At 34.9% G+C, this 23217-nt stretch carries 23 protein-coding genes; 18 read left to right on the top strand and 5 right to left on the bottom strand.

The window, feature by feature from the left end; all coding sequences use genetic code 11:
- Nucleotide 1: 1 nt before the first annotated feature.
- Genes M2265_RS04400 through M2265_RS04390 form a run of 3 tightly spaced genes read right to left on the bottom strand, consistent with a single transcriptional unit; the run spans nt 2 to nt 2556 of the window.
- Entirely contained in the window at nt 2–1099 is a 1098-nt protein-coding gene (locus M2265_RS04400) for a beta family protein (RefSeq protein ID WP_132767482.1), read from the bottom strand.
- Nucleotides 1100–1110: 11 nt separating this feature from the next.
- Complete coding sequence (locus tag M2265_RS04395) at nt 1111–2208, bottom strand: ImmA/IrrE family metallo-endopeptidase (RefSeq protein WP_132767483.1); 1098 nt, start codon at nt 2206–2208, stop codon at nt 1111–1113.
- An 18-nt stretch (nt 2209–2226) separates the two neighbouring features.
- Nucleotides 2227–2556, bottom strand: coding sequence for a type II toxin-antitoxin system RelE/ParE family toxin (locus M2265_RS04390; RefSeq protein WP_132767485.1), 330 nt, complete (start codon nt 2554–2556; stop codon nt 2227–2229).
- 264 nt (nt 2557–2820) lie between these two features.
- Between M2265_RS04390 and M2265_RS04385 the strand changes: the two genes are divergently transcribed.
- The 7 genes from M2265_RS04385 to M2265_RS04355 all read left to right on the top strand — a co-directional run bounded on the left by M2265_RS04385 (nt 2821) and on the right by M2265_RS04355 (nt 7647).
- A complete protein-coding gene (locus M2265_RS04385) occupies nt 2821–3024 on the top strand; it encodes a hypothetical protein (RefSeq protein WP_264599341.1) in 204 nt (67 codons plus the stop codon).
- Entirely contained in the window at nt 2978–3385 is a 408-nt protein-coding gene (locus tag M2265_RS04380; protein WP_165905810.1) for a transposase, read from the top strand. The genes M2265_RS04385 and M2265_RS04380 overlap by 47 nt, the downstream gene beginning before the upstream one ends.
- 149 nt (nt 3386–3534) lie before the next feature.
- Nucleotides 3535–3876 (top strand): winged helix-turn-helix transcriptional regulator, encoded by a 342-nt coding sequence (locus M2265_RS04375; protein ID WP_132767489.1) that lies wholly within the window; start codon nt 3535–3537, stop codon nt 3874–3876.
- Between the two features lie 421 nt (nt 3877–4297).
- Nucleotides 4298–5359 (top strand): zinc-dependent alcohol dehydrogenase family protein, encoded by a 1062-nt coding sequence (locus M2265_RS04370; RefSeq protein WP_207902326.1) that lies wholly within the window; start codon nt 4298–4300, stop codon nt 5357–5359.
- Between the two features lie 90 nt (nt 5360–5449).
- Complete coding sequence (locus M2265_RS04365) at nt 5450–6196, top strand: SDR family NAD(P)-dependent oxidoreductase (RefSeq protein ID WP_132767491.1); 747 nt, start codon at nt 5450–5452, stop codon at nt 6194–6196.
- 9 nt (nt 6197–6205) lie between these two features.
- Nucleotides 6206–7147, top strand: a complete 942-nt coding sequence (locus M2265_RS04360; protein ID WP_132767493.1) for an NADP-dependent oxidoreductase — start codon at nt 6206–6208, stop codon at nt 7145–7147.
- 329 nt (nt 7148–7476) lie between these two features.
- Nucleotides 7477–7647 carry a hypothetical protein gene (locus M2265_RS04355; protein ID WP_165905811.1) on the top strand — a complete coding sequence of 57 codons (171 nt, stop codon included), beginning with the start codon at nt 7477–7479 and terminating at the stop codon, nt 7645–7647.
- A 381-nt stretch (nt 7648–8028) separates the two neighbouring features.
- Here the strand turns inward: M2265_RS04355 and M2265_RS04350 are convergent, their stop codons facing one another.
- Nucleotides 8029–9369 (bottom strand): aminotransferase class I/II-fold pyridoxal phosphate-dependent enzyme, encoded by a 1341-nt coding sequence (locus M2265_RS04350; protein ID WP_132767495.1) that lies wholly within the window; start codon nt 9367–9369, stop codon nt 8029–8031.
- 255 nt (nt 9370–9624) lie between these two features.
- On the opposite strand from M2265_RS04350, the gene M2265_RS04345 reads away from it, so the two are divergent.
- The 10 genes from M2265_RS04345 to M2265_RS04300 all read left to right on the top strand — a co-directional run bounded on the left by M2265_RS04345 (nt 9625) and on the right by M2265_RS04300 (nt 18262).
- Nucleotides 9625–10527, top strand: coding sequence for a helix-turn-helix domain-containing protein (locus M2265_RS04345; RefSeq protein ID WP_132767497.1), 903 nt, complete (start codon nt 9625–9627; stop codon nt 10525–10527).
- Between the two features lie 592 nt (nt 10528–11119).
- Nucleotides 11120–12124: an LLM class flavin-dependent oxidoreductase gene (locus M2265_RS04340; protein ID WP_132767499.1), complete on the top strand. Its 1005-nt coding sequence runs from the start codon at nt 11120–11122 to the stop codon at nt 12122–12124.
- Between the two features lie 133 nt (nt 12125–12257).
- Entirely contained in the window at nt 12258–12551 is a 294-nt protein-coding gene (locus tag M2265_RS04335; protein WP_132767501.1) for a thioredoxin family protein, read from the top strand.
- A 21-nt stretch (nt 12552–12572) separates the two neighbouring features.
- On the top strand, nt 12573–13205 hold the full coding sequence (locus tag M2265_RS04330) for an FMN-dependent NADH-azoreductase (protein ID WP_132767503.1): 633 nt from the start codon (nt 12573–12575) through the stop codon (nt 13203–13205).
- 380 nt (nt 13206–13585) lie between these two features.
- The gene (locus M2265_RS04325) at nt 13586–14134 is read left to right on the top strand and encodes an OsmC family protein (protein ID WP_132767505.1); all 549 of its coding nucleotides are present in this window, start codon (nt 13586–13588) and stop codon (nt 14132–14134) included.
- A 141-nt stretch (nt 14135–14275) separates the two neighbouring features.
- Nucleotides 14276–14974 (top strand): DsbA family oxidoreductase, encoded by a 699-nt coding sequence (locus M2265_RS04320; protein WP_132767507.1) that lies wholly within the window; start codon nt 14276–14278, stop codon nt 14972–14974.
- Between the two features lie 47 nt (nt 14975–15021).
- On the top strand, nt 15022–15408 hold the full coding sequence (locus tag M2265_RS04315; protein ID WP_132767509.1) for an OsmC family protein: 387 nt from the start codon (nt 15022–15024) through the stop codon (nt 15406–15408).
- A 69-nt stretch (nt 15409–15477) separates the two neighbouring features.
- Complete coding sequence (locus M2265_RS04310) at nt 15478–16233, top strand: SDR family NAD(P)-dependent oxidoreductase (protein WP_132767511.1); 756 nt, start codon at nt 15478–15480, stop codon at nt 16231–16233.
- Nucleotides 16234–16653: 420 nt separating this feature from the next.
- Nucleotides 16654–17097, top strand: a complete 444-nt coding sequence (locus M2265_RS04305) for a hypothetical protein (RefSeq protein WP_132767513.1) — start codon at nt 16654–16656, stop codon at nt 17095–17097.
- A 463-nt stretch (nt 17098–17560) separates the two neighbouring features.
- Nucleotides 17561–18262: a hypothetical protein gene (locus M2265_RS04300; protein WP_132767515.1), complete on the top strand. Its 702-nt coding sequence runs from the start codon at nt 17561–17563 to the stop codon at nt 18260–18262.
- 302 nt (nt 18263–18564) lie between these two features.
- Here M2265_RS04300 and M2265_RS04295 read toward each other — a convergent pair whose 3' ends face one another.
- The gene (locus M2265_RS04295) at nt 18565–19065 is read right to left on the bottom strand and encodes a hypothetical protein (RefSeq protein ID WP_132767517.1); all 501 of its coding nucleotides are present in this window, start codon (nt 19063–19065) and stop codon (nt 18565–18567) included.
- A 589-nt stretch (nt 19066–19654) separates the two neighbouring features.
- On the opposite strand from M2265_RS04295, the gene M2265_RS04290 reads away from it, so the two are divergent.
- Nucleotides 19655–23206 (top strand): SusC/RagA family TonB-linked outer membrane protein, encoded by a 3552-nt coding sequence (locus M2265_RS04290; protein WP_132767519.1) that lies wholly within the window; start codon nt 19655–19657, stop codon nt 23204–23206.
- The last annotated feature ends 11 nt before the right edge of the window (nt 23207–23217 follow it).

Genomic DNA, 23217 nt, shown 5'->3' with positions numbered 1-23217 from the left:
GTTAAATGATGGCAGCCTGTATTTTTTTATTGATGCAGTATAAATAATGTAACATAGAAATACGTTTAAATTTTGATTGACTTTTAGGATTCTCAATGCCTGTCAACATTTCATTTATTAATTTCCAGCCAGGGTTGACATTATCCAAATACCGTTCAGCAGATATTAACATCCTGTTTACTGCATCTGATTTTAAAACTTTAGGAATAATTATATCAAGAAAATCCTCAAGTTCACCCTGTTTCCTTTTTAGTCCTTTGTACCCATAGTATGAATTTTCAACAGCATCATAGAATATAAATCCAGGACTAATTCTACCACCACCTTCTAGTACATCTTTTTTTAAACCAGCATAATCCCCAAAACCCTTTGCTCCATAAGATTTATACGAATATTGTAGAGAATTATCTGCTTTTTCGATTCGCATTCCATGTTCCAAACCTGAGTTTGTCGTCGTATGATGAATAGGGCTGTTTAAAATAATCACAGGACATGATTTGAATGACTTAACGAAATCTAACATGAAATCAATTGCATATCTATCATCACCACTTGCAAGACAGTATTCCTCAAGATCAACAAACAGATAATCATCTGCTTTCGCGACCTTTATTATCTGCTTCATGTCATTGTCAAAAGTCGATGATGAAGTTCTAAAGCCTAGACTATTAAACACAGATCTTAAATCATTCTCCTGGGCTATGATCGAATTTGGTTCTCCTGTTCTTTGGGAATAGGTACTGATAATAGGGATAATTTTATTATTTAGCGACTTTAAACCTATTAGATGTGATGTTCTTTCGAGTCTATTACCAATAACCTGTGTTAAAAACTCAACAACTTCTTTTTTCATTTTTGTGGATGTTTTTAGGTGTACGGGAAGATCCACAAACACTTTATTACTTTTTATATCTCGTAGTATTGGAAGATGCACTTCATGAAAAGTCGGTTCGGATTTTTTCTTCGAAGTATGTACTCGTTCTAGCTTTTTAAAGATCTCAATATATGGATAGATCTTGTCCCCGAAGTCGAAACTAGTTAAAACTTTTTTCTCCTCCTGACGATATCTTATTACAGGTGTGTACACAGGTTTATTCATGATATTTGATTTTAGTGTTTAATAAAATAATCCAAATTTATCCTCACTTTCAAGTTTGTACCAAAATGATAAGGAACTTTATTTAAATTTTGAAGTCTTCCCAATACAATTCCAGGGTGAATAGCATATTTTTTTGCCACTTTTCTAATCATTCCTTCACTTATCGAACCCTCAATGTCTTCTAGAAAAGAATCTGGAATAAGCCAGTCCCTAGCAAAATCGTTTGCTTCCTGTTCTTTATCCTTATCGTTTTCGAGCTCTCCAAAATCTTCTATGAAAACATCTTTTTTACCATGTAGCAGAATATGTCCGGCTTCGTGGTAAAATGTAAACCAAAAGTGATCATTAGTTTTGTAACGATCTGTGATTTGTATTAGCGGTGTTCCCGATACCCATCTCGTAGCGCCGCTTATTGGTGCTTTTGAAAGACTTTTCGAGTAGATTACTGCCACACCAACTTCTCTGCACATTAATTCCAACTGGTCAGCGAAATCCTCGGGTTGGTTTTCTGCAAGACGTTTTATTTGAATGAGGATTTTTTTAAACGCATCTTTATTGTACTCAGGAATTTCTAATTTTCGTAAATTTAATTCTCCTATTCTTAACCATGCAGCCATATTACTCACTGCTGCAGTTAGCGTATTACTCTTTCTAAAATTGGTGTTTACATAGTTATCCACATAAACATGTTGCCATTGAGTAGGAGAGGCTACTCCATAAAATTTTAAGCATTCTTCCGCTAGTTCATTCCCAATTTTGTTTGAAGATAAATATCCGTATGCATTCAATTCTTTGATGGGTTGTTCTTTCAGCCAGTCGATGCATTCTTCTAAAAACTCTTCTTGCTCAATACGAGCTATCTTTTCTCGATAATTAGCCTCTCTATTTAACCAGAACTGCGTATCTATTCCCAATACTTTTTCAAGCTGAAGAGCTGTATTGACCGTAATAGGTGCTTTACCCGAAATCATATCATTTACCTTACCGGGTGTCTTGCCAATCCGCTCTGCGAATTCAGCTTGTGTCATTTTTAGAAATTCTAATGTTTCCAAAATTGTATCACCAGGTTTTGATAATAATTCCTTCTCTATTTCTAAGTTCTTGTTCATATCTATATATTATTAGAATTAATGATAATCTATTGTATCAATAATTCGAATGTCTGTCACTTTTATTCTATCTATTTCACCAGTTAGCGTGAGCGGCATAGGATCGTTATCTATTTCAAAAATCATACGATGATTAGGTGAAATATTCACAGCCCATTCACCATCTCGATTTCCCGAAAGAGCATGGCAGTTAGCTGCTGGAATCTGTGTCAGTACATTGAGATTGGGCGATGCTTCAATATCGTCCAATCGTGCCTGCACTTTTTTTGCCATTGCCCCAAATGCTTTCTTGATCTCAGCTGCTGATGAAAACTTCTTTTTTATTTTATTAGAATAAGTGATACTCATTATTAAAATTTTTCATTACCTAAAAAAGGTAATAATATTATACAAATATAGATAAGATTTTGTAAAATCCAAAACATTAGTAAGTTAACGAAATTTGTAATCTGCTCATTTTTGAGATTATTATTAAATATTGTTGCACATTAAAATTTACTTGAATATGGGAAATAGGTAATTTAAAATATTTAGGTTAAATAATAACTTAAATATAATGAAAATAATTAATTTTTTAAAGGTTCAGTATATGGATAATCTAGGACTAAATGTATGAACATTTTGGAAAGCAATGGCTGTTTCTTTGTTACAACAAGCAAATCCAACATGAAGTACACTGTGATCAAAACAATTAGGAGTGAGGCTCTAATGAAAGGTGGAATAATTGAAGATCAGACCATCGAGCTTTTTGGATCACCTAAGGTATGGTATGGAAGGAAAGAAGATACGTCAGGTTCGTGTTTTGGACAGCACTAAAAACGTAGTTTATGAGTTCTTAACAAACAATTTTAGTTGGAAACCCAAGACAGTAGCATCTCTTTACAAGGAACGGTGGGAGATTGAAACATTCTTCAAACATTTAAAACAGAAACTAAAGGTTACCAGTTTTGTAGGCACATCCCAAAATGCGGTGTATATACAAATATGGACAGCATTGATCGGAATATTGCTCTTCAAGTATATTCAAAAGAAGGTTAAATACGATTGGAATCTATCGAATCTTGTCAACTTTATACGATTAAATATTTTTGTAAAAATAGACCTATGGAAATGGGCCGATGCTCCGTTCATTTCAGGAAGACCTCCTAATAAAGAGGGACAGTTTGTGCTTTTTTAAGCGAAAGGGTAGGGTTACTTTTTTTTCAAACAGCTAAACCTGCATTATTTGACGCTAATGTTAGATTTTTTATGCACTAAAATTTATTTAGGACAGTACTGATAAAGGACTATTTATTTTATAAATTAGTAGAATCAAATATTATCAAGATGAAAAAAATTGTTATTGAAGAGCAGGATATAAATGCTTTGCAAGATACGATATACGTTATAGGGGGTAAATGGAAACTTCCCATCATTTATTCCATTTGTAATGGAAATAAAAGATTTATGGATATCCAAAGAAGTATTCCAGATCTAACGACCAGAATGCTTGCCCGGAATCTTAAAGAGCTTGAAGATAATAAGTTAATCTCACGTATCATGAATGCGGATATCGGGGTAGCTGAATATGAATTCACAGAATATGCAAAAGAATATGGTACTCTTATCATGAATCTAATTGCATGGGGAAAAAAACATCGCGCTATGATTATTGAATCACTACGTTAGATTTAATTAACTTCTACTACTATTACTCTTGTTAACTGTAAATAATTTAAAAGTAGTAATTAATCATTTTTTAATACTGCATTCTTCAAATTTTGGTTATTATAGATGCAAGTTCCTGCATGTTTTTTCATTCAGCAACTACTAAGGCTGCTTCCATACCATTGTAAATGTCATAAATCTAGAGAACTATTTCATCCTTCAAAGCTTACTTTTATAATTTGTAATTCCAGTGTAAAATGATATTCAAATACCACTTGCCTGTGAATTTTAAAAAAAAAACACTCCAAATCCATACTGTGGAACATTATAATTTTCCCTCAAAATCTTTCATTTAATCTTCTAAACTTATATCAGGAATTATTTAGTACTTCTGTAAAAGTCACCTTACCAATATCATCAGTGATAGTATCAAGAAAACCAGATGAAATTCGAGATAACTTTGAAAAAAAATACAGAAATGAATATTCCAAATTTGATGAAACAATGGGAGCTAAGTGATTTCGGATTAAATAATTTGAAGCTGAATACAGTTCCGGTTCCAACACCCGGACCTAAGGAAGTATTGGTCAAAACAGCTGCGGTCTCTTTAAATTATCGAGATCATTTGGTTACCAGTAATGGTATGGGTATGCCTTTGGCCTTTCCATTCGTGCCAGCTTCTGATATGTCGGGTGCCGTTGTCAAGATCGGTAGCCGGGTTAGCAGATTTAAAATTAATGATAAAGTTATTTCTACAAATATAGCCGGATGGATTGAGGGACCTGCACCATCACCAGATATTGCGCCCTCCTTGGGTGGGATGGGGCCAGGAGTCCTTGCAGAGTACGTTTGTTTACCTGAAGACTGGTTATCACTTGCTCCCAAGAATTTATCTCCTGTTGAGTCTGCAACTTTACCATGTGCAGGACTCACTGCGTGGATGGCGGTTTTTGAAAAAGGAAAGTTAAAGTCAAATGAAACACTAGTTGTTCAAGGAACAGGTGGGGTTTCGCTTTTTGCAGCACAATTTGCCTTTAGTATTGGTGCCAATATTCTTTTAACAAGCTCCAGTGACGACAAGATAAACCGGGCAAAAAGTTTAGGTATTTCCGCTGGAATAAATCGGTTTAATAATGAAGACTGGCAACATAATGTATCACAGTTGACTTCAGGACGTGGTGCCGATCTTATCATTGAAATGGCCGGTAGCGAAAATCTTCAAAAATCATTAGATGCAGTAGCACAAGAAGGTCGAATTGCAATTGTGGGCGTATTAGAGGCTGCGGATGCGACTTTGCCAATCTTTAAAGTACTATCCAAACGATCATCATTATTAGGTATAGGAGTCGGTTCCAGGAAAAGCTTAGAAGCAATGTGTTCCTATATTGATCTTCATGAAATTAGACCGGTTATCGATGCCATATACAGATTTGAAGATAGTCCAAAAGCATTCGATCACTTAAAAAGAGGAGCCTTTGGTAAAGTGGTTATTGAAATTCAATAATCATAGTTATAAGAACAAAATCTCTATGCTATCCTTTTATGATTAAAACTGATAGGAGAGATTATTATATAAAATTTAATTAAAAAAAAGATGTTAAGTTTAAAAGGAAAAGTTGCCTTTGTTACAGGTGGAACACGTGGCATGGGGCAAGCAATAGTACAACGTTTAGCCGCTGAGGGAGCCTCAGTCGTATTTACATATGTTAACTCACAAGCGATAGCAGAAGACATTGTTGCTGGGATTGAGCGTGCAGGAGGGAGTGCAATAGCAATACAGGCAGATGGAGCAAAACAAGGAGCTGTTTCATTTGCAATTGAACAAGCCGCTGAAAAATATCAAAAAATAGATATAATGGTCAATAATGCAGCAACAGTTGTAGCTGGTAGTATTGAAACAGCGATAGACAGGGAGTTAGCATATAATCGTCAACTTGATACTAATATTCGTTCCGTTATTGAAGGAATTCGCAAAGTTCAACAGTATATGCCAGATGGTGGTAGGATTATCAATATTGGTTCGGTCGGTGCCCGTCGAATAGGAGGACCTAATATGGCCGACTATGTGGCTACCAAAGCGGCAATAGGTGGCCTTGGTAGAGGTTTAGCATGGGACTTTGCCCCTCGTAATATAACAGTTAATACAATTGAACCAGGTGCGATCGATACCGATATGATGCCTGCTGATCCCGCAATCCGTGAAGCATATATTAATGCCATTCCACTTAAAAGACTTGGCAAGCCAGAGGAAATTGCTTCAATGGTCAATTTTCTTGCAGGTCCAGAAGCTGGTTATATTACAGGATCGAGCTTTGTTGTGGATGGAGGAATTACAGCTTAAATATTACACATGAAAGCCATGATATTGAGTGCACAGGGAGGAATTGAGAATTTCTCTCTTGCCGATATTCCCGTGCCGTCTTTAAAGCATGATGAAGTGTTGATTAAGACCAAGGCCATCAGTATAAATCCTGCAGATACCATTGTTAGAAGTAACAATAATGTAAGTTGGGTATTTGGAAATGATAATCCTTTGGTTTTAGGATGGGATATCTCTGGTGAAATTGTAGATATTGGGTCATCAGTTCAAAATTTCAAAGTAGGCGATGAGGTTTTTGGTCTCTTAAACCATCCCTATATTGGCCGGACATACGCCGAATTTGTAGCCGCCTCCGTTGAACATCTTGCACTAAAACCAAAGAAAATAAGTCACGAAACAGCGGCAGTATCAACATTAGCAGCATTAACAGCTTTACAGCCTTTAAATAAAGTAGGGATTAAACCGGGCGATCGGGTATTAGTTACCGCGGCAGGCGGTGGAGTAGGACATTTTGCTGTCCAATTTGCAAAACAAGCAGGAGCATATGTGATTGCCTTAGCATCAGCATCTAAAAAAGATCTTTTGCTTCAACTTGGAGCTGATGAATTTATTGATTATAAAAAGGAGAAATTTGAAGAAATTATCCATGACATAGACATTGTTATTGATGGAGTTCGAGATGATCAGCATCTACTTCGAAGCTTAAATATTATAAGGCCAGGCGGAACTTTGATTAGTCTGTGGACGAATGTAACGGAAGCATTATCTGAAGAATTTCAACTTAAAGGGATCAATATATTTTATAATATGGTATTACCCAATGGTGTTGATATGCAATATGTTGCTGATTTGTTAGATAACGATCTTTTAAAACCTCATATCAGTAAAATATTTCCATTCGAGGAAATCCCTAATGCCCATATAGAAATAGAGAAGGGACATACCACGGGAAAATTAGCCGTATCGTTTTAAAATAGTAGTTAAATACGTAAATTTATCATATTTCAGCAGGAGGCCTTTCAAGCTATTTTAGCATCATATTTTGCTAAAGTTTAATAAATCTATTAAAAATAAATCTATTAAAAAAGTCATTCTTTTTAGAATGACTTTTTTAATAGTGTGGATGATGTTATACAGCATTTTGTTCCGACAAAAGTAAACGAACTATAGGCGTTTATGAGTGAATTTAAGGAAGAGTCTGCCACAATTGTGATCGAGCAGATCCTTGACATAGCAGAGAAAATGTAAGAAGGAAAATTCTTAAGGGTTTTTCGATTGATTTTTTTAGAAAAACTATACAGATGAATTTAAAGAAAATACACCGCGAATATATACTCAATCATCCTACAGCTGTAAGAACAGGTAAAAGTAGATCACAGTTAAGTTTTAGACAGATTGCCGGTATTCGAGAGTCTGGCTTGAATATATATCAGTCATTTACGATATCTGACTATCTGCATGACAAGATATAGCAACCAGTAAGGATAGAGTACAGTGCACCTGCGATTATTTATCAAAAGAAAGATAGGCTTCAGAAAACTTTTTGGACCATTATTTATTGACTCTTCTTTTATTAAGATGTGGTGAACAGACATCTCCTGGGCAAGTACCTTTATTTATTAAGGTAGTTATAAGTAAAATAGTTCCAAGAACTGAGATGTATATTTCACTGTCCATAATTCCTATGACAATGAAAAGCAGACCGAAAGCTATTTTAATCAGTCCAAGTATGGTAAAGTTTCTGAAATATTGTGTCATATGTTTCTCTTAATATTTTTTTATAACTGATTTATTGTCGTCATTAGCATTGATTTAGGATAAAATTATTATCAAAACCTATAGGTATAACAAAATTATTCAACAGATTTTTTTACAGTTGTAGCTAAACTTGCTAAGTAGTACTGTATCCTTTTCATAGCTATCCGTAAGGCTTCATCATCAAAACAAGTATATACTATTCTAAACATGCCTTTTTTTGTGTGACCGAAACCGATTCCCGGTGTTAATAAGACACCTGTGTTTTTGTAAAGATTCTCCCAAAATTCGATTTCCGCAGCCAAAGTTTCCGCGAATAAAAATTTAGAAAAATCAGCCCATATAAATAAGCTTCCATAGGAAGGAACAAATGGTACATCTAAAATTTTTAACATATCTACCACTACAATGTATCCCTTGGTTAAGGCTTGATGCTGTGCATCCAAGAAATTGCGCATAAACTCGTGATCTCCCAACACATTTTCCATTAACCATTGTGTATGATTTGAAACCATGTGTGGAAGGTTTAAATTATTAAAAGCAGTTAAGAAGGCTTGATTAAGCGAGTATACCATACCGACTCTCATTCCTGAAATCCCCAGATCTTTAGAAAGTGCATACCACTGGTGTAAATATGGACTGTTTTTATTATGGATTATTGAGAGGAAAGAAGAAAACTGACGATGATCGAGGTAATCACCAGCTATAGCTGGATCTGTTGTATCTATGGTTACAAGTCCATAGATCTCATTGACGATAAAATGAATTTTCCTTTCTATACACCAATCGGCAATAGCTTCCAGATGCTCTACGGTGTATAATCCTCCGGTCGGATTATCAGGATTAGTAACTACCAGAAGTTTGAAATTTGAACCTTGGAGCTCGATATCTCGTTTGGCTTTTTCCAGATGTTCAATCGACAGAATAGGTCCGTGATGGATAGCATCACTATCATGATGCGTGATTAAATCATATCTTTCTATGCCAGCCTTATTCATGATGTCGCGGCTGTATACAGGATATGCAGGGGCTGGAAATACCGCAACATCCCCTTTATCTGCCAGAATTATTGCGGATAGCTCGATCACGGCGGTAGCTCCAGCAGCCACTCCTATATTTGCAGGATCTAAGGGGCGTTTTGCTAAAAAAACACCCAGAAAATCTGCTAATGCTGCTCGGAAGGTTTCGTGCCCCAGGCCAGAAGTATAGCCTGAAACCCAGTCTGGAATTTCCTGCGTAGCAGCGATTTTTTGCAAGCGCTCACTCAGGATAGGCCAATTTAGATTGTTATCCGCGACATTCAATGGAAAAGTTCCGTGTGGATTATCAACAGCATGATATATATTTTTTGATGCTTCAAAATAAAGTTCAAAATCTGGTCTAACAACAGTATGGTAAGCACGATTGCCTCTTGAAGATATATAGGATAAGTCTGACATTGAATGATAATGGTATAAATTATATATCCCAAAGCTAAGCAATGGGCAACTTCGAAAACATGGACAATACTGAAAAAAAATGGTACTTATTGATCATAATTCTATCTATATCTTGTCAATTTTAAATTTAAAGTATTGATAGTGAAATGAATAATATTTTTATGAAAATACTTTTTGATTATCATAATTTTTAATGACTATGGAAATACTACTATATTTGCAAAATCAATATAGTAAGCATAAACTGAAGTCAAAATGGAAAAGCAGGAAAAGGAAGCGATCAACGAATATCATTTACATGCTGATTTTCCAGGTAAAATGCAGTTTGAGGTCCAGTCTTTACAAGATTTGATAGAAGATCATCAGGAAGATATTGTCAAACCCCATATCCACAGTTTTTATCAGGTTATCTGGTTCAAGTCAGGTACTGGGAAGCATTTTGTTGATTTCAATGAATACGATGTATCAGAAAATACGATATTCTTTATTGCTAAAAACCAGGTTCATGCTTTTGATAATAATCCAGATTACGAAGGATTTGTTATTCATTTCGCAGAGGATTTTTTGGTTCAAAAGGAAGATGATGTTGATTTTTTTCTCAAGTGTAGTATGTTCAATAATGCCTATCAAATTCCTTCTTGTTGTGTAGGCAGCGGAAACGAATATAAACTGGATGAGTATATCGTCCAAATGCAGACTGAACTTAAAGAACAGGATAAATATGGTCAGGAAGAATTGCTCAGACTTTATCTTAAAGCATTTTTAATTCAGGTTCAGCGTCGTAAATACCAACTTGAAGAACTAAATAAGGGCCATGCACCGTTTATTGTGGACGAAAAACGTACCCAATTGATCCACTTTGTCAATCTGATTGAAGAGAACTACACCAAAGGACTTCCTGCATCTAAATATGCGGAAATGCTATTTGTTTCCCTCAGAACTCTCTCAAATCTTACTTTGCAGCTGCTCAATAAAAAACCATCTGAAATGATCCATGAAAGGATTGTACTGGAAGCAAAAAGATTATTACTACATTCAAAACTAAATGTGAATCAGATCGCAGATAAAATCGGTTTCGAAGACTCATCTTACTTTATCAGATATTTTAAGAAATATACCAATCAGTCACCAACATCTTTTAGAAAATCCTTTCAATAGTATTTTCAGTAATAGATTTTAAATACCATGGCTATTGTATAACGTATTAAGCAGCATCCCAAGAGATTAATTGAGTGACTGGTCAGTTCTTCTTTTGAGCAAAGGAAAAGTCCACAATAGCCATTTTAGGTTTTTATATGCAATTAAAAATGTTCATATAGAAAACTACCAAATCCTAATATCAAGGTAAAGCTATCACCATTTCCACACCGGCCTTTAAATTTTAAAAATTCATCTTTAGTAAAAGCTGGGGCATTCGTTTTAATGGGGCTGTATATCGTTTTCTAAAATAATTCCTCAAATTCTCTTAATTGTAGTTGTCTCGTTTTGAATGCTATACAGGTGATGTCGATCCATCATCTGCGCGTATAATCTTGCTAATAAGTACCACTTGTTTTCAGTTTTGTCCATTTTCTTGATGCTTTCCAGCAATTACCTTTGTAGTATTAAATTTTAAGACAGATGAGTACTGATCTTTGAGATCCATGTTCTTTATTATTTTTCGATTATGAACAAATAATAGCATTTCAATAGTAAGAAAGAATATTAAACTCATCAGCAGCTGTAATTAATTATTAAAAAGAGGAAAATTATGATCCCTATATCATTATTAGAGTTAGCGTTTATTGGAGAAGATAGCAATGCTCGTTCTACATTCGAAAAAACAAAAGAACTGGCCCGATTGGTCGATACTTTAGGATATAAACGTCTCTGGTTAGCCGAGCACCATAATATGGCTCATGTTGCCAGTACTGCAACATCAGTTTTGATTGGACATCTTGCTGGTCATACGCAAAACATACGTGTAGGATCGGGAGGTATTATGTTGCCAAACCATTCACCTCTGATTGTCGCCGAGCAATTTGGAACCTTAGCACAACTTTATCCCGATCGGATTGATCTGGGGTTGGGCAGAGCACCCGGAAGTGATATTCAAACTGCTTTGGCAATCCAGAAGGATTTTTTCGAGCAATCTCAGCGATTTCCTCAGAATGTGGAAGCACTTGAAATGTATTTTTCCCATAAGAATCCATACGCCAAGGTGCGTGCTTTTATAGCCGAAGATACACATGTTCCGATCTGGATCTTAGGATCGAGTACAGAAAGTGCAGCTTTAGCCGCATCCAAAGGATTACCCTATGCTTTTGCCGGTCATTTTGCTCCTAGACAGATGTTGGATGCATTTGCTCTGTACCATCAAAATTTTAAACCTTCTGAATTACTGAAACAGCCTTATACGATCGCCGCTATAAATGCTACAGCTGCAGATACGGATCAGAAAGCAGAGAGGCTGTCAACAAGTTTGCATCTGATGTTTCAAAGTTTAGCACAAAATGCAGGAAAGTTTTTACAACCGCCAGTAAATTCCTTGCCGGAGCTATTAGATAGCATGTCTGAGCAGGTACGGTTACAAGTAAAGCAAAGGACAGCCTGTTCTTTTGTGGGAAGTAAAGAGAAAATTAGAGACGAATTAAAGGATTTTATAGCGCAAACAGGTGTGGACGAATTGATGATCCATTCACCTATCTATGACCATCAGGAAAAATTAAAAAGTATGATGATCATGAAAGAAGTAATGGATGATTTAAATCGTTGAGAATCCCTTTTTCCGTAATCAGGTAATGCTTGTTTATAATCATATTTAATGACTCACATGATCATTATACGCAAAAAATATCCAGCATAGCCTTAATACAATACAACTGTTAATAATTTAAAAATATAAAACAATGGATTTAGCAAATAAAATAGAATCGGAACAATTGACCATGGTTAATTTTCATGCGACTTGGTGTCCTCCATGTGTGGCCATGAAGCCAAATTTAGATGAAGTGGTTGCGGAATTTGATGATGTTATTCATTATGAACGTGTGGATATCGATAAATATCCAGATTTAGCAACTCTATTTGAAATCAGAAGTGTACCAACTACGATGCTTTTCAAAAATGGAGAAATGAAATGGAGACATTCCGGTATCGTACCTGCTCATGAACTAGGTCAGTTGGTAAAAGATAATCTTTAACATTATATACTTGAAATAAATATGAAAAGACTACTGCACATCATCAGCTCACCGAGAAAGGAAAATTCTAAATCAGGGGCCATCGCTCAGGAATTTATGGAACAGTATAAACTGTTGAATCCGGATGCTGTTATAGATGAACTGAATCTGTGGGACTTAAGCATTCCCACTTTTGACGGGGACAAAGCTGTGGCCAAGATGACTTTCTTCGGTGAAGGTACATTAAATGAGGAATTAAAAACATCTTGGGATAAAGTTGTGGAGGTAACAGAACGGTTTTCCTCAGCAGATGAATACCTGATCACTGTTCCGATGTGGAATGGAGGTATTCCATGGGTATTGAAACACTATATCGACACCATCTCACAGCCGGGTTTGACCTTTGGCTTTGGAGAGGACGGTTACTTTCCCTTATTGAAAGATAAGAAGGCTTGTGTTATTTATACCTCAGGTGTGTATGGTGCGGGTGTACCGATTGAGCTAGGGCTTGATTTCCAGTCTACTTATTTCAATTGGTGGTTAGGACTTGTTGGAATTACTGAAGTTCATTCCGTTAAATTTTTAGGAAATCTAGTGAATCCCGATACTGAAAAGGAGTTTTCTAATGCCTTGGAGTCTGCTAGCCGTATTGCTGATGAATTTTTTTCACAATAGCTAATTTATGCTTGATTTGAAGAATTTAGCTCTTATAAAAGATTTCTGTGAAGGAGTCAAGTGAGCTATTTATTCTGTTCTTATCGGAAACTAAATTACGTCATGCAAAACAGTAAAAGGCCTCTTGATAAAAAGGAAGTTTCCCATAATTTGGGGAACTTCCTTTTTTTATAAGTGCCAGGTATCTAATGATTTGATTTTTCAATCAAGTAGATTCGAATGGTTCGACCTATCTTTTCGCCAATATATTTTAGAAAGGAAATTTGAGTATCTAAAAGGGTGGAATCGAATCAATAAGTGCTATTTGTTTTCAGTTTTGTCCATTTTCTTGAAGCTGTCTAGCCAGTACCTTTGTAGTACAAAATTTAAAACAATTGGTTATGTTAAACAATGTAAATTTAGAAGCATTAGGAAATTATGTAGAAGTAATTACTAACAAACCTGCTGAAGCAATTGCAGCATTAGGTGTAACCGCAACCTGGAAAGGTGGTGTAAATACTGAAATTACCACTCATAGTAAAAAGATAGGAAGCGCTTTCGTAGAAAAACAATTCAAATATCAGATCGGGGAGCCTACAGAATTGTTGGGAGACAACCTGAATCCGAATCCTCAAGATTATATTTTAGGCGGTTTAGCCGGCTGTATGATGGTGGGTTTTGTGGCAGGAGCTACCAATAAAGGGATCAAGCTTGACAGTGTTAACTTAACTATTGTAGGTAACCTTGATCTCCGTGGATTTTTGGAAGTTGACCCGAATGTTTCAGTTGGATTTAAAGAACTTCAATTCAATTTTGAAGTTACCGGTAGCGGAACCGAAGAGGAGTATGCTGCTATTGCGGAACATGTACGTAAAGTATCTCCGGGTTACAGAACTATCGCAGAACCCGTAAAAATCAGTATCAATAAGAGCTTAAATGCTGTGATGTAGTTCAAGGTATGACAAGATTAAAAGAGTACCAACAACGATGCTATTCAAAAATGGTAAGATGAAATGGAGACATTTCGGTGTACATCAGCTTACTGAAATCGTGAATGAGAATCTCTAAATAAACTTAAAAATAACTAGACAATGAAAATACAGGTATGGTCGGACATCATGTGTCCTTTTTGCTACATCGCTAAGAAAAATTTTGAGCAAGCGTTAGCAGGTTCTTCATTCAAAGATGAAGTGGAAGTAGAATGGAAAAGTTTCCAGTTGGATCCTACTTTAAAAGAAAGCTCTGGAACTTTGAGTATCAGTGAGTATATGATGAATCGTAAAGGTTTTTCTAAAGCTCACCTTGATCAGTTTTTGAATCAATTAAAAGAAATGGGTAAAAATGCCGGTGTGACTTTTAATTACGATCAGGCCATTGCTGCCGATACTTTTCCTGCTCATAAGTTATTGCATTTGGCAAAAGAACATGGTAAAGCCGATGAGATGGAGGAGGCTTTGTTTAAAGCTCACTTTGTTGACGGAAAAAATATTGCGGATGTTGAATTTTTGGTATCCTTTGCGGAGGAGCTGGGCTTAGATCCTTCAAAAGCCCGAAAAGTATTAGCTGAAGATGAGTACAACTATGAAGTGAAACAGGATATCATGGAAGCACAAAATCTAGGAATAACAGGTGTACCTTATTACCTTCTAGATGGTAAATATGCTGTTTCAGGAGCGCAGCCTGTGGAACTTTTTGCTAAGGCCCTTGCACAGACCTACCAAGAAAGCATTGTTGATCTGTCAGAAGAATCTGGAGATAATATGTGTGGAATTGATGGATGTAGCATCTAATTTCAACATATAAGTCATTTCGTATTCACTATAAAAAATTAAATAAAATGTCACAAATAATAGCAACTACCTACGAAGGTAAATATCATTCAAGCACAAAATCACCATTAAGCACTGATCCAATCCAAGTCGATTTAAAATTTGGTCCTATTGATCTTCTTATGGGTTCATATGCAAGCTGTATGCTTGGAACAGTAGATTTTTATGCCAGAAAAAAAGATTTCGAAGTAAACGGCTCTAGAAGCGAGTTATCTTATGAAATGGCCGCAGAAGGAGGACAAGTAGGAACGATCAACGTGAAGTTGTTCTTTGATAAAGACTATACAGCAGAACAAAAGGAATTGATTGAAAATTCAGCAAAGAATCTATGTCACGTTGGCAACAGTCTTAATCCTGCAATTATAAAAAACTATGAATTTACTTACGGAGCTTAATCCGAAGGTAAGATCTCATAAAATAGATTTCATCTATTTCCATGACGGAAATAAATAAAAAATATAAAAATGGAACAAGCATTAATCGTAGGTGGTTCAACCGGAATAGGTAAATCCACAGCAGAATTATTAATTGGAAGAGGAGTAGAAGTTGCACTAGTAGGAAGAAGTGTCGATAGCTTGAATAAAGCTAAAGCAGAATTAGAAGCAAAAGGCGGTCAGGTGAAAATTTACTCGGTAGATCTTTCCGATATGGATGCTGTGGTTGACTTTAACGGAAACCTAAAAAATGAATTGCCAAATTTAAAGTACTTGGTTAATGGGGCTGGGCATTATAACCCAATTTCATTTTTTGATCATACAGAGAAAGACTATGATAGTTTTCAAACCTATACCAAAGCTTTCTTTTTCATTACACAAGCAGCAGCTTTAATTATGAAAGAAAATAAAAGTGGATCAATTGTAAATATTGGAGCGGCATTGATGCATCACGCACTTAAAGCAGGGCCGGCATCAGCCTATATGGTAGGAAAAGCCGGATTGGTAGCACTTACAAAACAACTGGCAATAGAATTAGCGGAATTTAACATCAGAGTCAATTCTGTCAACCCAGGATTTGTGGTTACCCCGATATTCAAGACATTTATGCCAGAAGATAAGATAGCTGAAAATCTAGCTTCATTTGATGCATACCATCCATTAGGAGGTGTTGGTCAACCGGAAGATGTTGCGAAGACAATTGACTTTTTACTTTCAGACCAAACAAGCTGGGTTACTGGAGCAACTTGGACTGTTGACGGAGGATTATTAGCAGGTCAAAACTAAATTTTAGTCCATTTCATATGGGGATTATTACGAAAGCGGCTGTACATTCATGTACAGCCGTTTTTTTGATGGAGTAAAGCAAACATTTTACTTCCGTACTTTAATAAACAAAAGTAAAATCTAAATTAACAGATAAGATGTAATTATCTTTTTAACTATCTCAATATGAGTTTATATTACATAATTTGATCATCGCGTAGCAATACTATTGCAATATTATAACCACTGGCAGCAAGAAAATAGACAAAGGGTTATTTTATCGCCATATGGATCAAGGAGAATGGTATTAAATAAAGTATTGATCAAAAAGTACCATTAATTTTCAGTTTTGTCCATTTCTACAGGATAGGATTTCTTTAGTTTTGTATAATCGGTTTCCACAAAGGAACAGATATTTAAATTACTTTAAAATATTTTATAATGAGAGCAAATTTTTTAGCCACATTGTTGTTGCTAACAGTTTTAATCTTCAGTTCAAATTACAGTCAAGCGCAAACCCAAACATTAGGAGCTAAAGTGGAATACAAAGGGTCAAGTAAAAAGCTTGCCGTTATGGTTTCAGACGTTCTACATTTTAATGTAAGTATTGAAACTATAGAATTACTTGATCTGAAGAAAAATGGATTAGCTTTTGAAATTGTGATTGTTGGTAAGTTAGCTAGAGAAATTGTTGAGAATGAAGAGCTAAAACAAGCTATTGATAAGGCTGAGAAAGTAGGTGCAAAATTGGTTATTTGTGAATATGCCTTAGATCTACTAAAAGTGGACAAATTGAAATTAGACAAGCGTATCCATATCACTCCTAATGCCTTAGTTTATATGTTTGAATTGAAGGACAAAGGATTTAATACCTTAGTTTACTAATAAAGGTAATAGCATTTATTTTTTCGTGAGTTACAATATGGTCGAACATTCAAGTTTTTTGTAAAAAAAACACTGATAAATAAAAAATAATTGAATTTCAAACCTATAATTATCAAGCTGATTTATTTTCCTTTGCTAATTTGGATCATTTAAAAAAATAGAAAATGGGATTAAAATCTATTCAGTTAACAACTGGCTAAATCGGTAAGGTTTTTTCAACACGAGACACTGTTGATGATAACAAGGTCGATAAAGATGTGGTAAATGATGAGTAGATCTGCCGTTGGTCACGTTAATTACGTGGAATACTTTGCTAGCAGTTTTTCTATCTACCATTATTGTTATTGTAAGTTTCTGTGTATCTTAAGTACCTGGATCACTAATCAGAAGAAAAAAATAGAGTTGTGGTGGCTTTATTGATTTAAAAGCTCGGCTTTATGTCGAGCTTTTATTATTTTTAGATATGGAAGAAGAAAAATTTGATAAGGTATTAGGAAAGATTTATTTACTTTATTATAAATCGAAAATTGCTTTGGGCGAAGCTCACCTTATGCGTAGTCCTAAAAATTACTTGCAAAAATTTAAGATAAATCTACCTTTTAATTGTGATTTAGATATTTTAGACTATCTGATTACAAAAAGATCCTCAATCCACAGTGAGCTATCAAATAAGAGCTGGATTTTATATGTTCTTGAGATTACTAAAATTCTTTCATATAATGAGTCATTTGGAATAGGTAAACTTTATAATCAAATTCTAAATAAAAATATTAAAGTTAATATTTCACTAGATTCTTTTAAACCAATATTAGCATTAATTGATACTCAAAACAAAAACCCTGTAGTTGAAAATTTAAAAATTTTACGTGATAAACATTACGCTCATACTGACACGGAAGTTGAATGTTTGACCAATAGGTTATTTCCTACATATAATGAAGCTTGGGAACTTATGTTTTTAGTAGAGGATTTTTTAACAAATATTTATTCTGAAAGAGATTCAGATATTGATTTGGGCATCGACAGACATTTGTTTAGTTATTTGAGTGAGTTTAAAATAACTTACCAGTATTTCAAAATGATAGATGATATGGTTGAAAAAAATCTTTTGAGACGTTATTTTAGTGAGGAAAGATGTCATGCCTATTTTAATTCACAAGAATAATTTTTTAAAAAGAACAACTTTGCTAAGTAGTTTATTGCGCTTGGAATGCTACAGGCCTGATACATTCCTCTCTGATAGCCCAAAGTTCGTCAAGAGAGTAAGGAATTTTTATTGCCTTAAACCCATGGAGTGAGGTATTCTCGATGAAACTTTACTTTGAAATCAGTTATTTGTTCTGCTTGCATTTCGATTTCTTTTAGTATATCGAGCTCAAATTTAGTTTCGTTGATAGTTATAAGGTTTTGATATTTAGCTATCTGCTCTTATAACTTGGATTCTTCTTCAAAATTTAGATAAGTCTATTATTTGATTGAAAGATAATAGTTTTTAGTACCAATTCTTATACTTTTTAAAGAATTTAATTTGACAATAGGGCGCAGAATATCTGTTAAATCTTTATTTGTGAGATTAAGTTTTAAGTATAATTCTTGTTGATTCAGCTTTTCAATGATATCTTTTATCGACTTTTTTGTATCGAAAAAATTAGAAGTAATTAAACTATCTACACCGAATTTGATATTTTTAATTCGTTCAAGGTCTGCTTGTAAATTTTTCTTAGGTAACGGCTGGTCTGTCGCAATGTCTGGGTAAAATTTACGGGGAGATATTCCGAGATCAAGAGCAATGGCATTTATTTGATCTTGCGTATACATTTCAGGTCTATTAGGGTTTTCTATGTGACCAATATAACCTTCTGTTACATCTAACAACATTGCAATATACGATTGTGTTTTTTCAAAGTTGTTTCTAATCTGGATACTGTTTTTTACAATTTCAAGTTCATATTGTGATTTCTTAGACATAGCAAAAATATTTTTTGCAATTTCTATAGTTATTACTATATTTGTCTATAGTAATAACTATAGAAATTTAATTATGTATGATTAAAACGTAAATAAACTGTATTTTCACTTTTCTATTCCTTTAGGAAAAATAGAAGGTGTTTACTTGTATGATCTCGTTCGAGCAATGTGGTAATTGATTAGGACACGAGTAGTAAGTAGACACCTCGGAACAATGATATTAATTATTGGGCCGAGGTCTTACTGATTGTGTCTGGTAGTTTTACTACCCCCGATTACCACCGGGAGCTCGAACTTTCAGTAGCCTCGGCCTAATTGATTTTTGACCTTGAGGCTCTAAAAAATTAGAGCTATGAACAAAAAACAAACCACCAAAAACATCATCAAGCCGGCAGATTAGATCTGTTGTGCAAAGTCACTATGTTGACTATCTATTCAAAATGCAATAATGTAGACCATTATATAACCAATTGACGACGACTTAGAATTGCATTTTTTCCATTTTATTTTTTAACTATTGAAAGTTGAATAGGGTGCTTATTGCTTAATTTTTAGCTCCTTATTCACTCTCAGTATAAATCTTTAAAAAATGCAAAAAACTTGCAATAGGGATAGCTATGTGCTGTACCAAAGGAAATTTACTGTCCTAAATCTTGAGTTATATTTTGGTCTTCCATCAAAAACAAACCAAAAAATAAACACATTGAAAAGTTCTATACTACAAATTGAAAACGTTAGACATGATTACGCTTTACAAGAGCATAATCAACTTACGGTTTCACATATAAAAACACATTGGAAGCTAGCGCTATGTATCCTGCTTTCTCCAATGCTGCATGCCTTTAATCTACTGTTATGTTTATTAAAGGCTATTAAAGTAATTGCGATATCCTGTATCATGATTATCGCAGTATTTCATAGTTTATGTTTATCAGCTCAGACACCCCGCAAGGACAGCGGGGTGAATGGGCAGGTAAAATATGAACTTACTGGTGGAGTTGTCTCTTCCAACGATGGTACACCACTACAAGGAGTGTCAGTCCGAGTCGAAGCCGAGAACTTACAGATTAAAACTTCCAAAGATGGAAAGTTTCAATTGACGGTCCATCATAAAAGTGGAAAGATCAGATTCTCATCTATCGGCTTTAAAAGCCAACAAGTTTATTATACCGCAGGAGTATTAATCACTGTGAGATTGATACCTGAAGATCATAAACTAGAAGAAGTGGAGGTGGTATCTACCGGGTATCAGAAAATACCGAAAGAAAGAGCAACCGGTTCTTTTGAATTTGTCGACAATAAACTTTTTAACAGGAAGGTATCGACAGATTTTATAAGTAGGCTGGAGGATGTAGTGCCGGGGATATCATCAATTAAGGTTTCATCAGCTAATAGAGAAAATCTATTGAATGTTAATATTCGTGGGGTTAGCACTTTAAATTCAGATAAATGGCCCTTGGTTGTTGTTGATGGTGTACCGTTTGAAACAAGAAATTCTGATCTAGGGATTGGTCTTTTTAACACTATAAATCCTAATGATATAGAAAATATTACTGTGTTGAAAGATGCCGCTGCAGCATCAATATGGGGTTCCCAATCGGGTAATGGCGTGATTGTGATTACCACTAAGAAAGGCAAGTTTAAACAATATAGTCAATTAGATTTTAATGCCAATATCAGTGTTAAGGCTAAACCTAACCTATATTATTATCCTCAGATAAGTACATCCGATTACATTGATGCCCAGCAATTTATCTATGATAAGGGGAGATACAATGGGGAGTTTAATGCCTGGAATTATAATCCTCAACCTGCTGTATGGCTGATGGAACAAAAACGTACTGGTGAAATATCTGAATCACAGTTTGATATAGAAATAGGGAAAATGAAAGGTATTGATTTAAGAGATGACTTTTTGAAATACATCTATCGTAATAGCGTAAATCAACAGTACAATTTACAATTGCAGTCAGGAAGTGAAAATGTAAATACTCTTTTTTCAATGGGCTATGATAAAAATTTAAAAAATGTCATCACGTCAGCATATAAACGGCTTAATATAATGTCAAATACCCAAGTAAAGCCAATTAAGAATATGTTACTGGATATTGGTCTAAAATATACGGAATCAAAAAATGTGGAGGCTTTATTCCCAGTGGAATATAATCGTTTAGGAAAAGGAGTACAAAATTATCCATACATGCAACTGGCTGATCAATATGGTAATCCAATAGCTATGAATATTAGCGGATTAAATCCTGTTTTTATAGATACTGTTGCAGGTGGTCGTTTGTTAGATTGGTCATATACTCCACTAAATGAATTAAATGAATCTAAGAAAACCCAAATGGTTCGAGAGTTTGTTGCACGGGTAAGTGCTTCATATAAGTTGGATTTTGGTCTGAATTTAAAGGTGCAATATGCTTATCAGCGATCATCTAACCCCATGGAAGAATGGCAGAGTATAAGAACATATCAGATGCGTGATCAAATTAATTTTCATACAGTGTGGGATGACAAAACTCTTCATTATAATTTACCTAAAGGAGACTATAAGGGTATAGTAGGTTTAAATAGCTATTCCCATCAAGGAAGATTTACTGCAGACTGGAATAAGAAATGGAATGATAGACATGAGTTAATTCTTATGGCGGGAGGTGAGATTTTAAAGAAAGGCAGAGATATCACTTTATCCCAATACTATGGCTATGATCCTGAATCTGGAAGTTTTAAATCTGTTCAGTTTGGTCGTGAAGTTCCCTATTTGAATGGAAAAAGTGGTGTGACAAATTTAATAGATAGAAATGTGTATGAATCATCACAAAATAACTTTGTATCCTATTTTTCTAATCTCAGCTATACTTATTGGGACCGGTATATATTAAGCGGAAGTTTTAGAAAAGATGCCTCCAATTTGTTTGGCGTTAAAAGTAATGATCGGGGACAACCGTTTTGGTCAATTGGTGGAGCTTGGATTCTTTCAAAAGAGAAGTATTTGCAGAAAAGTCCGTTTGATTATCTGAAATTTCGTGCAACATTTGGCTATAATGGCAATGTAAACAATTCAGTATCTGCATATCCTGTTATTACCATAGAAAGTGAAGCGCACTATTTAACCAATCAAAACTATGGTGTGATTATGACTCCTCCTAATCCTAGCTTACGTTGGGAGCGAGTTGGGATTACGAATTTGGGACTTGATTTTGCTTTAAAGCGAAATATTATTTCAGGTAGCGTTGAATATTATGTGAAAAATGCGAAGGATCTAATAGCACCCGATCGTATTGATCCAAGTACTGGATTTACAAATCTCATGGTAAATAGTGCCAATATCCGGACTAAAGGTTGGGATATTGGATTAAATGCTACCCTTCTTAAAACCGGTCATTTCGAATTAAATAGCAACTTCGTATTTTCATATGCCCGAACAAAGGTTTTGAAATCTTATGTGCAAAAGGAAATTGGTCAAGATTATGTTAGTGTGTCACAGGGCCAACGGATAACTCCTTTTGTAGGGATGGATCTAAATAGTTTGCTTACCTACAAATGGGCTGGTTTAGATGCTGAAACAGGGGAGCCTCAAGTATATCTGAATGGCGAAAGGTCAAAAGATTATTCCTCGGTTTTGGCGCAAAATGTCAATGATCTTGAAAATCACGGGTCATCTGTTCCGCTATATACTGGAAGCTGGCGCAACAGTATCCGGTATAAAGCTCTTGAACTGTCTTTTAATATTTCCTATCAGTTGGGACATAAATTTTTAAGGAGCTCGTTTGATAATAGTCTATTCTTAAGTAGCAATATCGGTCATAAGGATTACGCTTTGCGTTGGCAAAAGCCAGGGGATGAGCTAACAACTGATGTTCCCGCTTTTAGCTATCCAGCGACATTAGGAAGTCAAGTTTATATGCGCTCATCTGCTCTGTTAGAGAATGGTGGACAAATCAAGCTCCGTGATATCCAGTTTAGTGTCAGTTTACCTTTTACTTCTGGTCTGAAATTGAAAAATTGTTCTATTTATGGTTACATACAAAATGTTTGTACAGTTTGGAGAGCAAATAAACGGGGTATCGATAGTGAATACGGCATCAATATACCTGACCCCTTAATGTCTTCACTTGGGTTTAGATTTAATCTTTAATAATATTTATC

This window comes from Sphingobacterium kitahiroshimense (assembly GCF_025961315.1).
GTDB lineage: Bacteria > Bacteroidota > Bacteroidia > Sphingobacteriales > Sphingobacteriaceae > Sphingobacterium > Sphingobacterium anhuiense.
This window is presented reverse-complemented; position numbering and strand designations above follow the sequence as displayed.